Source organism: Sciscionella sediminilitoris, from assembly GCF_000737195.2.
GTDB classification, from domain to species: domain Bacteria; phylum Actinomycetota; class Actinomycetes; order Mycobacteriales; family Pseudonocardiaceae; genus Sciscionella; species Sciscionella sediminilitoris.
This window is the reverse complement of sequence record NZ_JALM01000054.1, coordinates 1-12,704: the sequence shown is the minus strand read 5'-3', so window position 1 is coordinate 12,704 and position 12,704 is coordinate 1. Positions and strand designations below refer to the sequence as shown.

At 61.5% G+C, this 12,704-nt stretch carries 12 protein-coding genes; 4 read left to right on the top strand and 8 right to left on the bottom strand.

Features of this window, described 5'->3' with window-relative positions; genetic code table 11:
* The coding region (locus AD72_RS21605) for a GGDEF domain-containing protein (RefSeq protein ID WP_031468365.1) at positions 1 to 555 on the top strand (555 nt) is incomplete at its 5' end.
* Between the two features lie 240 nt (positions 556 to 795).
* Here AD72_RS21605 and mftF read toward each other — a convergent pair.
* The 8 genes from mftF to mdo form a co-directional block, all read right to left on the bottom strand.
* The gene (mftF, locus tag AD72_RS35865) at positions 796 to 2,136 is read right to left on the bottom strand and encodes a mycofactocin biosynthesis glycosyltransferase MftF (protein WP_082469084.1); all 1,341 of its coding nucleotides are present in this window, start codon (positions 2,134 to 2,136) and stop codon (positions 796 to 798) included.
* 296 nt (positions 2,137 to 2,432) lie between these two features.
* The gene (mftA, locus tag AD72_RS35280; RefSeq protein WP_063890781.1) at positions 2,433 to 2,555 is read right to left on the bottom strand and encodes a mycofactocin precursor MftA; all 123 of its coding nucleotides are present in this window, start codon (positions 2,553 to 2,555) and stop codon (positions 2,433 to 2,435) included.
* Positions 2,556 to 2,637: 82 nt separating this feature from the next.
* Positions 2,638 to 2,910, bottom strand: a complete 273-nt coding sequence (locus tag AD72_RS21600; RefSeq protein WP_031468364.1) for a DUF4242 domain-containing protein — start codon at positions 2,908 to 2,910, stop codon at positions 2,638 to 2,640.
* A gap of 29 nt (positions 2,911 to 2,939) precedes the next feature.
* On the bottom strand, positions 2,940 to 3,584 hold the full coding sequence (locus AD72_RS21595) for a GPR1/FUN34/YaaH family transporter (protein WP_031468363.1): 645 nt from the start codon (positions 3,582 to 3,584) through the stop codon (positions 2,940 to 2,942).
* The gene (gene mftM / locus AD72_RS21590) at positions 3,581 to 4,474 is read right to left on the bottom strand and encodes a mycofactocin oligosaccharide methyltransferase MftM (RefSeq protein WP_051898857.1); all 894 of its coding nucleotides are present in this window, start codon (positions 4,472 to 4,474) and stop codon (positions 3,581 to 3,583) included. The genes AD72_RS21595 and mftM overlap by 4 nt, the downstream gene beginning before the upstream one ends.
* Positions 4,471 to 5,946, bottom strand: a complete 1,476-nt coding sequence (locus AD72_RS21585) for a VWA domain-containing protein (protein ID WP_031468361.1) — start codon at positions 5,944 to 5,946, stop codon at positions 4,471 to 4,473. The genes mftM and AD72_RS21585 overlap by 4 nt, the downstream gene beginning before the upstream one ends.
* A 2-nt stretch (positions 5,947 to 5,948) precedes the next feature.
* The gene (locus tag AD72_RS21580) at positions 5,949 to 7,112 is read right to left on the bottom strand and encodes an AAA family ATPase (RefSeq protein WP_231644922.1); all 1,164 of its coding nucleotides are present in this window, start codon (positions 7,110 to 7,112) and stop codon (positions 5,949 to 5,951) included.
* A gap of 72 nt (positions 7,113 to 7,184) precedes the next feature.
* Positions 7,185 to 8,477 (bottom strand): NDMA-dependent methanol dehydrogenase, encoded by a 1,293-nt coding sequence (gene mdo / locus AD72_RS21575; protein WP_031468359.1) that lies wholly within the window; start codon positions 8,475 to 8,477, stop codon positions 7,185 to 7,187.
* A gap of 761 nt (positions 8,478 to 9,238) precedes the next feature.
* On the opposite strand from mdo, the gene AD72_RS21570 reads away from it, so the two are divergent.
* Genes AD72_RS21570 through AD72_RS21560 form a run of 3 tightly spaced genes read left to right on the top strand, consistent with a single transcriptional unit; the run spans position 9,239 to position 12,640 of the window.
* Positions 9,239 to 10,579, top strand: coding sequence for an iron-containing alcohol dehydrogenase (locus AD72_RS21570; RefSeq protein WP_082469083.1), 1,341 nt, complete (start codon positions 9,239 to 9,241; stop codon positions 10,577 to 10,579).
* A 10-nt stretch (positions 10,580 to 10,589) separates the two neighbouring features.
* Positions 10,590 to 11,960, top strand: a complete 1,371-nt coding sequence (locus AD72_RS21565; RefSeq protein WP_031468357.1) for a MadS family sensor histidine kinase — start codon at positions 10,590 to 10,592, stop codon at positions 11,958 to 11,960.
* Entirely contained in the window at positions 11,957 to 12,640 is a 684-nt protein-coding gene (locus AD72_RS21560; RefSeq protein ID WP_082469082.1) for a MadR family response regulator transcription factor, read from the top strand. The genes AD72_RS21565 and AD72_RS21560 overlap by 4 nt, the downstream gene beginning before the upstream one ends.
* Positions 12,641 to 12,704 lie beyond the last annotated feature (64 nt).

The following is a 12,704-nucleotide window of genomic DNA, read 5'->3' as shown; positions in this document are numbered from 1 at the left end:
CACCGCAGCGTGCTGGTCAAAGAACTCGAAGACAAAGCCGTCCGCGACCCGAAAACCGGACTACTCAACGCCATCGCCTGGCGCCAGCAAACCGAACGCGAACTCGCCCGCGCCACCCGAACCGGCCGCCCGTTCGGAGTCATCATGGTCGACCTCGACCACTTCAAACACGTCAACGACACCCACGGACATCCCGCCGGCGACGACGTACTCATCGCGGTCGCCGACATCCTGCGCGACGAAACCCGCCGCTACGACACCGCCGGACGATACGGTGGCGAAGAATTCGTCATCCTACTCCCCGAAAACACCCCGTCGACCGTGCACACCATCGCCGAACGCATCCGAACCCGCATCAGCGAACTCGCCGTCCACACCACAGGCGAACACGGACCGGTCGAACTCAACGACCTCACCGCATCCCTCGGCGTCGCCAACTACCCAGCAGATGCCGTCACCGTCGACGACCTCGTCCATGTCGCTGACACGGCCCTCTATGCCGCAAAACGAAATGGCCGCAACCGAGTCGTCACCAGCAACCACAGAAACAACTAATCTCTAGGTCGCAGGTTCGATTCCTGCCGGGGCGCCACCAGGCAAAACGTGGTTTTCGACCCACGCACAGCGCTTCGACAGCTAGAGAGGGTCCGGATGTCATCGAACACCACCAATTCCGGCCGATGCTGGTTTATACGCCCGGCCGTCGAATACCAGCCATTGCTGTTCGAGGATTTTTCCGCATATCGACATGCGGGCCGGGTGCAGCGATATTTGGGCCGTTCCGCTCGAAACCTTTCACAGATCTCGTCGCTGAAACTGGGGCAGCAGCGGTGCCAGGGTTCGTTCGCGCATGCAGCCCCGCCAAACCCCGAGGCTGTAGGCTAGATCATCAGCGATACGCAGCAGTAGCCAGACCAGTCCGTGGCGGCTTCGTATCGCCTCGAGTACGCAGGGCATGAGGCTTGCCAGCAATAGGAGCCTGCCACGTGGATGTAGCAGCGCTATTGGCCACCAGCCACGGCGGATGGCGTCAGCGAGAATGCGGGCCGCGCCCAGGTGTCCGGCCGCGGCCAGTCGCAGCGCAACCAAGGTCGGGACGCCAGTTGCGTGGAGTCGGTGCGGCAACCATCCGATCGTCACTGCACCTAGGGTCAAGGCTGCCAACGGTCTGCCCAGTGTGACGAGTCCCCACACCGCTGCGCTCCATTTCGACAACCGTGCACAACTGAGGTCACCAGGATGTCGACGTGCTAGCGCTGCCGCTGATGTACCGTAATCGAAGCGCTGACGGAGCCACGAGTGCAACTTTGGGCGGGCGCGGTGTCGCACAGTTGATTCCGGTTCATATCGGACGGTTTTCCCGGCAGCGGTAAGTCGCCATACGAGGTCTACGTCCTCACCGAACCGCAATCGTTCGTCGAATCCGCCGATCACGGACAGGTCGGCGGACCGGACGGCCAAGGCGGCACTGGGGACATAGCTGATCCTGCTCATCGGCCGTACTCGTGCACAACGTTTGCCCATGTCCAGGCTTGAGCGCTCCGACTCGTACAGGTCAATGTGGTGCGCGCTTCCCGGCATGGAACGAATGCGTGGCGCCACGGCGGACACACACGGGTCGCCGAATCTCGACAGCAGTGGCTCGAGCCAGCCTGGTTCGGGCGCCGTATCGGCGTCGAGGAACGCTACTATCTCGGTGCGCACGAGTCGGAATCCGGCGTTACGGGCCGCCGCCGGTCCTCGCGGTCTCGAGTGCCTGACCGCCGCCGCGGAAACAGGTCTCGCTGACCCATCGTCGACCACGAGCACGGTGACCGAATCCGGGAGTGTGGCACGTAACCGCGCCACGCCTTCGTGGTCGTCCTTGACCGGGATGACGACAGATACGTCGTCTGGGCGGTACGGTGCGGTCTGCCGGTCTGGCTGAAGAATTCCTTCATCCAGCAATCGCCTGGCCAGGGACACCGCTGCCGGGTTGGTGCCGAGCGGCTGACCGGTAGCCCAAGCATTCAACCAACGAGTTCCCTTCCCAGATAAGCGCAGTACGCGCAATGGTGACCCACCGATCACGGCATCCCCGTACCGGAGGACGGATTCGTCCAACACGAGTCCGGTATCTGGAGGAAGAGCGGTCATGGGGTGATCCTCCTCGATCGGTTACCGCGAGCCCAGTCATAGCCGACGAATCCAGACTGCACGAACATCAGCCTACGCCGTATCCGCTCAACGAGCCTTCATCAGAGATGCCGGTCGCTTTCCCGGAGATTCCCCTCGATGCGCGCTCGCTCGGCTGCCGTTCGAGTCCAGCATGGGGTCCTCTGGAATAGACAATCGTCGCGTTCCAAAGCGGAACAACAAGGCACCTGACCTCGCCGGGCGGATCGAGAGCGGCGGTCGACTTACCAGCCTCATCGGCTTCGAGCAGCTGCACCTCAGTACACACCGCACATCCCGTCGATGGAGACATCCTCGATCAGAGTGGCCTGATCGACCAGCTCCTCGGGAGGCACCTCCGGCTCGTTCGCATCGTTGCCCTGGGGTGATGAATCGGTCATGACAGCTCCTTCATTCGATCAATCCATACTCGGTCGTAGGTGACTGTTCTGGTCTGACGGCCAGGTTGCACAGCAGGCGGTGCTATGTTCCGGTTTGCGGATTGATGATGGTGCGGACCTCGCTGACTCGGTCGCACGGGAATTCGCCACGCCGCGCGTGTTCGGCTATCAGGTCCGGATCGGTGGCCTCGTACACGCAGTACAGCTTGTCCTCTGTCACGTAGCTTTCCACCCATCGGACATCGTCGCCCAACGTGACAAGGATGTCGTTGGACTTGCTGGCGAGCTCACGGAGTTGGGCCTCATCGAGAGCCCCGGCATTGGGGAGGTTGCGTTCGATGACGTAGCGTTGCATAGCTTGCTCCGACTCTTTGTGTACGGTGTTCAGTTGTGATTCAGCGGCCGTCCGAGTGGGAGTCCGCTGCCTCCGGTTGCCAGCGATGTCGCGTTGAGAAACAGATAGACTCCGACAAGCGCGAACCCGAATACGACAATCCCTCCGGCGGCGAGCAGCGTGCTCGACCCGGCGAGAGTCCCCGCCAGTACCAGGGCGAGAGCGAGCGAGACCAGCACGAACAGCAGTGTGAAGATTCGCGGCAGGCGTAGTGTCGCTATGGTCAGGATGATGATCAGGCTAAGCCATGCGATGAGAAACAGGCCCTGCGTGCGAACGGATTCGCCCTCGGGAATGCCGTACCAGTGGTTGCCCAGTCCGAGTACCAGCATGCCATAACTGAGCCAGAACCCGGCGAAAGTCCCGAATATCGAAGCGACCGCGTTCTGTGCGAGCCTCGCGGCCCATGCCGCGGCGACAATTTGGCCGAGTCCCGTCGCTGCCAGGATGATCGCGACCGATGCGCCGACCGCTTCGGCGGAAACATAGCCGACCAGTACAAGTCCCAGCGCTACTGATCCGACGACGAAGGTGGGCACCCCGATCAGGGCCGGATCGCCGTCAGCGGCAGCCGGACTCGCAGATTCCGGCTGCTGATTTTCCGCACCACGTGTTTTGGTTTCGGACGTAGTCATGACTGCTCCATATGTGTCGTTGCCGTGCTGCACTCCTCGGTGCCGTTGTCCAGCACCAGCCAACCGCCGTGGCGTTCGTACACGGTGTATGGCCGTGCGCTCTGTGCTCCGAGCTCGGCGAGGGTGTGCGAGTCGAAGCAGCGGATATGTCCAAAAGTGGGATTCGGGGTGTCCTCGAACGGTACGGCGATCACGACGCGTCGTGCAGCGATGCGTAATGCTTCGCGCACGACCGCCGAACCGTGTGCGGGTTCGAGGTGTTCGAGCAAGTGGATGACGGTCACGGTGTCCACCGATCGGTCCACCATCGGCACTCGGGCGGCATCACAGACCACGGTCTGAAGTGGAAGCCGACGTTCGCACGCCATCGTATCGAGTAGCCGCATAGCCTCGGCGCTGTGATCGGTGGCGATCACGGTGGCGTCCCCTGGTTCCGCCAGTAGCATCGGCAAGAACCCGAAGCATGAACCGAGGTCCAGCAGCCGTTGGCCTTTGACAAGTTCCAGCACGTTCGCGTAGATCGGTGCCATTTCGGCGATGGTCGAGCGTTCATGTCGACTGCGACCGCGGATATGATGGTGTATCCGGTTGATCGTATTGGTATAGAAGTACCGCCAGGCTGAGGATTCGTCGGAGCCAACGGAATTCACGATATCGGTGAATACTTGTTCGAAAACTGAATTTCCGTGCAGCAAGCCGGGTTCGAACAGCTCGTGCTGCAGCAGTCCGGTCAGGTTGTTGTCGATTTCCTCGGACTCGAGCGCGTGCTGGAGTTCGATAGCAGTACCGTGGCGCTGCAGTCGAAAATGTTCGGTGCGTGCGAGGCATTCCTGCTCATCGTCGGTCTTGCGCCTGGTAACCGTGATCTTGTCCGGGTTGACGGCGCTCATCTGCCACTCACCTCGGCGGCCATGGCATTCGTCGTCGCGGCCAATCCCGAGAGATCTCGCACGACATGGACCCGGCTGCAATATACAGCGTACGAGGGGAGGTCACAGGGACCCAATCGCCAGGAATACCGCGGTTCGGGGGTCAGCCAGATGACTTCACGGGCGCGACGGCTGATGTCCTCGAATGCCATGAGATTCGCGTCGTTTCCGTTGCCACGGGCATCACCGAGCACGATCACGGTGCTGCGCCTGGTGATCGATCCGCCGCAGTTCTCGAGGAATTGACCGAAAACCGCACCGTAATCCGAGTTTGCGTCGGTGTCCACGAGATCGCCTTCGAACAGTTCCGTCAGCGCCTTCTCGGCACGCTGTTGTTCGAACAGTCGCGTTAGTTCGGTGACCGAGTCCACGAAACCGAAACAGCGGACCTCGCGAAACTGGTTCTGCAGGCCGTGGACGAAATGCAGTGTGAATCGCGCCGTGGCGCGCACCGAGAGACTCAGATCGACCAGCACCATCAGGCGCGGTTTATCCTCTGTCTTCGTGACGGTAATCGGCCGGAACGGTACACCATCATAGCGCAGATTCGCCCGCATGGTCCGGCCCGAGTCTATTCTCCCGTGCGGTGATTTTCTCTTGCGATGGCTTGGGGCACCGCGCAATGTGGAGGCCAGGCGGCGTAGTGATGCCTCGAGTTGGTCGCGCTCGGCCTGGCTCGGTTCGGCCCCCGTGCCGCTCCGTTCGACAACATCGGCTTCGAGCGTCATGAGGTATTCGAGATGGCGGCGCAGCGCTTCGGGAAGGGCCGCCAGCAGCTCCTCGCTCGGCTCCTCGTGTGCAGCCTCGTCGGGTGCTCGCCGTTGCTCGACATCGTCGAGCCAGCCCAACAGGGCGTCCTGCTGATTCGGTGAGAGACTGGCGTCCAGTTTCCGCCCTTGCGCCGTCGCCAGCTGCCCTGGGGCTGCACCGTTGAGCCGATCGACGTCGAGACGTACCTGATTGGAACCTTCGAGGGAGCTAACCTGCTGCTGGGAGAACACGACGTTGTCCGCACTGCCGTCATCGAGCTCGATTGGATTCAGCTCAGGGTGCGGACTGTAGCGTTCGATCAGCTTTTCCCGAGACAACAGATCACTCAGTTCGGCGTCTTCACTTTCCATATCGGCACGTGGTGGACGTTGACCGGGCTCGTCGGCGAGATCGAACGCGCCGAGCAGCTTGCCGGCGTTCGACCGATGTTGTTCGCCACCGAACTCCACGAACGCGAAGAACTGGTCGAATAGTTCGGCAAAGAGCACACCGTCCCGCTCATCCTTGAGCAGAGTGCTGCGGAGGGCCGCGCGAAACAGTTCGCGTTCGGACAGGATGCGTGCGTTCGCGACGGCGGCAACTGCGTCGAGGATCTCGGACACCGATATCCGGATCCCACCGGCGCGAAGCAGCCGTGCGAACCGGTGCACCGTCGCCTCCATGGCTACCTCGTCCTCCTTCCCAGTTTCGACGTGAAGGAACGGTCGCCTTGGCTCGCACTGACTTCGGGAATGCGCGGCTGCGGCGATACATCCTCGGCCCGTGCTCCGTAGTGACCTGGGCCGTGTCGTCCCAGCCTGTTCCGTTGCTCACGTACGGCCTTACCGTGCCCCTCGTCATCGGGGTCGGATTGGTACACCGCCGTTGCCGGCCGGTCGCTATCGGACTCTGCTGACGCGGTGAATCCTGGCAGCGCTTCGAGCGCGCGTTCGAGGTCGCGGTCGTACTTCACGACGACGGAGATCGTGTCCGCGAGTTGCTGATGCGCCAAGCTTTCCGTGCCAAGAACCGCCAGGGTTCGCGCCCAGTCGATGGTTTCGGAAATGCTGGGCGGTTTGCGCAACCCCAACGATCGAAGACCACGGACCACGGAAACCAGATGTTCGGCGAGCACATCATCGAGTCCTGTTTGCTTTCTCCGAATGATGTCCAGCTCCCGCTCAGCAGATGGGTAGTCAAGGAACAGATGAAGACAGCGGCGTTTGAGCGCCGCTGAGAGATCACGCGTGTTATTCGAGGTGAGCACGACACAAGGTGCCTGCTTCGCAGCGAATGTGCCCAGTTCCGGGATCGTGACCTGCTGTTCGGCGAGTACTTCGAGCAGCACGGCCTCGAGTGCTTCGTCGGACCGGTCGACCTCGTCGATCAGCAGCACCACCGGTTCGTCCGCGCGAACCGCGGCGAGCAACGGGCGTTCGGCGAGGAATCGCTCGGAGAAGAACGCGCTGTCCTGCTCACTGATCCGGGTGATCGCCGAGGCCAAGTCCGTGGAATCCTCGATGATCTGTCCGATCTTCTCCCGCAGCAACTGGGTATACAGCATCTGCTTGCCGTAATCCCATTCGTACAGCGCTTTGGTTTCGTCCTGGCCCTCGTAGCATTGCAGCCGGACAAGCCGACGACCGGAGGCCTTGGACAGCGCCTTGGCCAACTCGGTCTTACCGACGCCTGCTGGGCCCTCGAGCAGAATCGGCTTTTCCAACCGGCTCTGCACGAACACCGAGGTGGCCAGCTGACGATCGGCAAGGTAACCGACACTGGCGAGCCGGTCGATCACATCATCGACGCTGTCGAACATTACTGTCCCTGAGCTGTCGTGCTCCTGCATCTGGTCCCTTTCGGTGAAAACCAGGGCACGGGCGGCGGCAACCCGCGTTGAACCGCCCGCGCCCGGAAGTGATCAACTCAGCAAGTCGTCGAGATCGCCGTTGAAACAGTGTTCGACAACCGGCCGAACCGTCTCGAAGGTTGTTTCCTTCGGATTGCCGGGCGTGCACGTATCACCAAGGATGTGGTTGGCGACATTGTCCACGTCCTCGGCGTCACCTTTGATGTGTTTACGGTTCTCGTAAAACGCCGTCGGTCCGGTCCCCAGCCTGTTCTTCGGATGCGTGTTCTGCTCGACATCGGTGAACTTCTCTGGAATACCGACATCTCGCAAGAGCCTGATCGCTGCCGCGACGGCGGCATCCGCGGCCTGTACCGTGGTCATGTGCGTGGTATCGACACCGAGCGCCCCTGCCAGTTTGGCGTAGCGTTCGTAGGACACCGGCAAATTCCAGGCCCAGACCCGAGGCAAGGCGATGGCGTTGTTCAACCCGTGGTGCGTGTCATAAAAGGCACTCACCGCGTGTGAAACCGAGTGAATCACCCCGAGCCCACCCGAGTTGAAGGCCTGCCCAGCGGTGTACTGGGCATACATCATGCCTTCGCGTGCGGCGAGATTGTCACCGTGCCACGTCGCCGTGCGCAAGTTTTTGCCGACCAGCTCCGCCGAGTAGAGCGCGTTACCCAGCGAGGGTTGGAAGTCAAGCCGGGATACGTACGGTTCGGAAGCGTGCGCCAACACATCGAAACCGCATTGTGCGGTGAAATGCGACGGGCAATCGTAGTACAAGACAGGATCGTCCACGGCGAGCGTGGTGACCGAGGCATCGTCGAATGCGACGTACTTGTGCGGCTTGCTCGGATCGGTCGTCGTGTCGGTAATGACATACGCCCAGGAGGTCTCCGATCCGGTTCCCGCCGTAGTCGATACCGCGATATGCGGAGGAGTGTTCGAGTTATCCGATTTGTTGAAACCTTCGAACTCATTGACGTTGCGGCCGTCGTGAGCGACAGATATCCGCGCACCCTTGCAAGCATCGTGCGAGGATCCACCACCGATAGAGATAAACCCGTCACACTTGTTCGACTGATACAGCGCCACAGAATCCATGACGTTATAGTCTTTCGGGTTGGACTCCACCTTGTCGTACAGGACCGGATCAAGACCATGATACTTGAGCGACTCGAAGAGCTTGTGAACAATATTGGTACCGCGAATACCGGATGTCATGACGAGCGGCTTCTTTATACCCATCTTCAGGGCTTCCGGTCCGATCATCTCGTGAGAACCCGGCCCGAGCAGTGCACGCGGCATCGGGTGGAACTCCTTTAGCGGAAACGGCTTGATCAGCTCATCAACCTGCATCGCCGTACCAGCCCTTCTGTTTGGTGATTGAAACTTTTCTCGCGATACCGGGTGCGACAATCCCGGACGACGCGGTTCAAATGTAAGGACCGACACCATCTCGCAAAAGGATTCGTAGACGATACTCGACCTACGGACGACAAAACGGCACGAAAAGACAGGGGTCGACCTCGTCGAAAGGAGGGGGCTCACCCGATCGCCGAATCCACGTACACCCATGGGCGTCAGCGCAATCACATGGGAAACAAACAGGACAGCCTCGCTAAGCGCTCGACTGCGACCAAACCGCCCGAGCAACAACTGCAGCCCCGAGGTTCTGCGTGTCGGCCAGGACGGCGTGCAACGCCACTGCAACGTCGGGATAGCTAGCCTTGCTCGCATCGGCAGGAGCAGCGCACAAGGAGGTGCCGATGACTCAGGGCCTCATGCCCGACTTCTCCAGCGGCGCACGGCTACTGGAGAAGCCGAGAAGCAAGCCGTGACCTCCTCTCAGCAGTCACGGAATCAAGATCGCCACGACGGCCCGGCGAACAGCGCGGAGGCCCCTCGCTGCGCATTCCGTGCCGGCACGCTCGAAACCGGCCGCTGGTGAATCAGTCAAACCTCGAACGCGCACAGTATCCGCCAGGGGCGATTGCGCGAGCCGGTATGACCTGTCCGTTCGGACAGGAAAACAACCCCGACGGACAGTATGGTCTGTATCACATTTCGGGTAGGATCAGGCGCCGCGCACACGCTCAATGGGAAGTCGAGAGGTGCCGATGACTCAGCCCCAACACACCGTGCTTGCGTCCGTGCAAGCAACTGCAGGTGCGCCGGCCGTCGTTGACAGTGCCAGCGAATGGGCCTCGAAGCCGAGCGATCCGGCCGTCCTGGTTGATCTTGCTTCCGAGCTCCCCGATCGACACCCCGTCCTATCCGGACCGCAGCGGACGGGAGCCCGCAATGCGCCCGTCGAACTGGTGAAATTCCACGTGCCAGAGGTCGTTTTCGGCCCCGGGGCGCTGTCGGAGCTCGGGGGCTGTGTGCGCAGACTGGGAGGCAGGAGGCCGTTCCTAGTCACCGATCCCGGTTTGGCAGCGGCCGGATGGGCGGATGAGGCAAAGGCTCATCTGCGTAACGCCGGGCTGCGTCCGGTTGTCTGGACCGATGTGACTCCCAACCCGAAAGACATGGAGATCGAAGCCGCATACCGCAGATACCAGGCCAGCGGAAGCGACGTCATCGTCGGCGTCGGCGGTGGCTCCTGTATCGATGCAGCCAAAGGCGTCGCGATCCTGTCCGGCAATGGCGGCCACATACTCGGCTACGCGGGTATCGACCGCGTCGTCCAGCCCATTCCGCCGATGGTCATGGCTCCCTCCACCTCCGGTACCGGCGCCGATGTTTCCCAGTTCGCCATTGTCAGCGACACGACGAACAACATCAAAATCACCATTATCAGCAGGACACTCGTTCCCGATGTCTCTGTGATCGATCCCCGACTGCTGACCACCATGCCGGATTCGCTCAACGCAGCGACCGGTCTCGATGCGCTCACTCACGCCATCGAGTCCTTCGTATCCCGCGCGCACAACCGCCTCACCGACAGGCACGCACTCACGGCAGCCAGGCTCGTGGCCGCCAACCTGGCCAAGACCATCGACGAACCCATGGCCGCCGAACCTCGGATCGGCATGGCACAGGCAGCGCTCGAAGCCGGAATGGCCTTCACGAACGCTATTCTCGGTGCCACCCATGCCATGAGTCACCAGGTGGGCGGCCTCCTCGATACGCCCCATGGTGTGGTGAACGGCGTGTTACTACCCCACGTGATTCGATTCAACGCGGCTACCGACCCCCAACGATTTGTGCCGCTCGCCGCCGCGATCGGAATCGATACCACGAACGCACCTGCGGACGAGATCGCCGAGTCGTTGGCGCAGCGAGTTCGGCAACTGGCCGATGCCGTCGGCATACCAGACGGTCTGGCAAAGCTCGGCGTCGCCGAGACCGATCTACCACTACTGGCTACGACCACACTCAATGACGCGTGTTTGAACACCAACCCGCGCAGCGCCACACAGACCGATATCGAAGACCTCTTCCGGACCGCGCTGTGAGGTGAGCATTGTGAGCTCGAACAACGCACAGACCCCGGAAGCCGCACTTCTCGACCAGCTCACCGGTGTACGGTCTGGAAAGCGTTCCTACTATCCCGAGTATCTGCGTGGCGCCGAACGACTTGAATCCGCCGTCCGCGCTCTACACCGCATTTCACGCGCACTGGTGTACACCGCTGACAGCCCCCAGGATCTCGTGGAAGCGGTCGTTCATGCGGCGGCCGAACACTTGCACGCCGAATGGGTCCTCTTTGCGCTAGCGGATGGTGTCCTCCAAGCGGCGCAACCAAGGCACCTTCTGCTGTTCGGCGAACGCCTCTACCAGGACGAGTCCCTGTTCCCCGCCGATGTCGCCGCGCAATGGCACACTCTGCGGCATCGTCCGTGGGAAGCCGAACAGCAGCTTCCGGGAGACCCCGCCGTGCTGGTGGGCATGACGCTGGATGGGGAACCGGTCGGCGGTATCGCCGCCTGTCCAGCCCTCGAGGTCGAGGTCGCTGAGACCGATCTGGCGATCATGAACGTGCTCGCCAACCAGGCCGCGGTCGCCTTACACAACTCATTTCTCGTGCATGCAACCACGGAGCTGCGCGGACAAACACGACAACTCTCGGCGGCCGCGGAACGGCAGGCGAAGGATCTCGCCAGCCGCAGCGCGGAACTTGCCGAGACCCAGCGCAAACTGACTGGTGCCTTGCGTCGGCAGGTACTCGACGAGGAACGGCACAGAATCGCTCGAGAACTCCATGACAGCGTGACACAGGATGTCCTCAGTGCCGGCATGACCGTCGAAATCTGCCGCAGTGAACTCGAACGTGCCGGGTATGAATCAGGTGCCACGCTCGAACAGCTCCAGGCGGCCAAAGACCTCACCCGCCGGGCCGTGGAACGGCTCCGTACCTCGATCTACGCGCTCAACAACACCGCTGACGAGCCCGCGGGCTCCCTGCCGGTTTTGCTCCAGCGACTCTCCGCTGCCCATCTACCCGGCGATCTGACGGTCTCGGTCAGTATCCGCGGCAAGCCGCTGGCATTGGCGCCGAGAGCCGAACACGCCCTGTTGCGCGTCGCTGGTGAAGCCCTGTTCAACACTGCCAACCACAGTAATGCCAAACGTTGCGCGGTACGGCTGCATTATCACGCCACGCGGCTGGTGCTAACGGTCTCGGACGACGGTGACGGAGATCCTGCGACGCTGCGCCGAACGCTCAGCGTCACGGCCACCACCGCGTTCAGCGGTCACCGTGGTTTGGCCAACATGCACGCTCGCGTCGAACAACTCAACGGGACGCTCCGCATCCGGCGCTCAAGCTTGGGGGGTGTGATGCTCCGTGTGGAGATCCCACTACCTGCCCAATTCGACGACGAGGAGCCCGAATGACCATGACACGTGAACCCGCACCGAACACCGGGGCTCACGGTACTGTTGCACCGCACCGCATTCTACTCGTCGACGATCACGCGATCGTCAGGCAAGGACTCCGCACCATCCTCGACCGCGAGCCCGATCTATGCGTGGTGGGGGAAGCCAGCACCGCGAACGAGGCCATAGGCGTCCTCGAACAGACGAACCCGCAAATCGTGCTGCTCGACCTCAAGCTCTCCACTGGATCGGACACCGAGGGACTAGCGCTGTGCGCAGACCTCACCATGCGCCGACCGGAGCTCAGAGTGCTCGTTTTGACCACCTTTCTCGACGATCCACTTGTCGTGGAAGCGATCCAGAACGGTGCGAGCGGGTATGTGATCAAAGATGTGGATACCACTGATCTGATCCGATCGATCCGTGCCATCGCTCGAAACGAAACCGCATTCGACTCTCGCTCGGCCAACGCGATGGCACGTTCGATTCAAGCCACACCAGAACCGCTCGCGCTGACCCAAAAAGAACGCAATGTGCTCCAACTACTCGCTCACGGTATGCGCAACCGCGAGATCGGACTCCAGCTCTACGTATCGGAGACAACCGTAAAATTCCATGTGCGGAACATCCTGCGCAAACTTGCCGTTTCTAGCCGAGCCGAGGCTGTCTACGAAGCCAGCAAAATAGGCTTGATCTGACTGTTGGTGTTCGAGCCGTTCAGCGGGATCCGGCCTGCAGGCCTTTGGTGATCTGGTCCATCAC

Bases quoted from the DNA above. Each gene is read 5' to 3' on its own strand.
- AD72_RS21585 (WP_031468361.1), bottom strand. From the start codon at position 5,946: ATGGAGGCGACGGTGCACCGGTTCGCACGGCTGCTTCGCGCCGGTGGG.
- mftF (WP_082469084.1), bottom strand. From the start codon at position 2,136: ATGACCGCTCTTCCTCCAGATACCGGACTCGTGTTGGACGAATCCGTC.
- mftA (WP_063890781.1), bottom strand. From the start codon at position 2,555: ATGACCGATTCATCACCCCAGGGCAACGATGCGAACGAGCCGGAGGTG.
- AD72_RS21600 (WP_031468364.1), bottom strand. From the start codon at position 2,910: ATGCAACGCTACGTCATCGAACGCAACCTCCCCAATGCCGGGGCTCTC.
- AD72_RS21570 (WP_082469083.1), top strand. From the start codon at position 9,239: ATGACTCAGCCCCAACACACCGTGCTTGCGTCCGTGCAAGCAACTGCA.
- mdo (WP_031468359.1), bottom strand. From the start codon at position 8,477: ATGCAGGTTGATGAGCTGATCAAGCCGTTTCCGCTAAAGGAGTTCCAC.
- AD72_RS21595 (WP_031468363.1), bottom strand. From the start codon at position 3,584: ATGACTACGTCCGAAACCAAAACACGTGGTGCGGAAAATCAGCAGCCG.
- AD72_RS21560 (WP_082469082.1), top strand. From the start codon at position 11,957: ATGACCATGACACGTGAACCCGCACCGAACACCGGGGCTCACGGTACT.
- mftM (WP_051898857.1), bottom strand. From the start codon at position 4,474: ATGAGCGCCGTCAACCCGGACAAGATCACGGTTACCAGGCGCAAGACC.
- AD72_RS21580 (WP_231644922.1), bottom strand. From the start codon at position 7,112: ATGCAGGAGCACGACAGCTCAGGGACAGTAATGTTCGACAGCGTCGAT.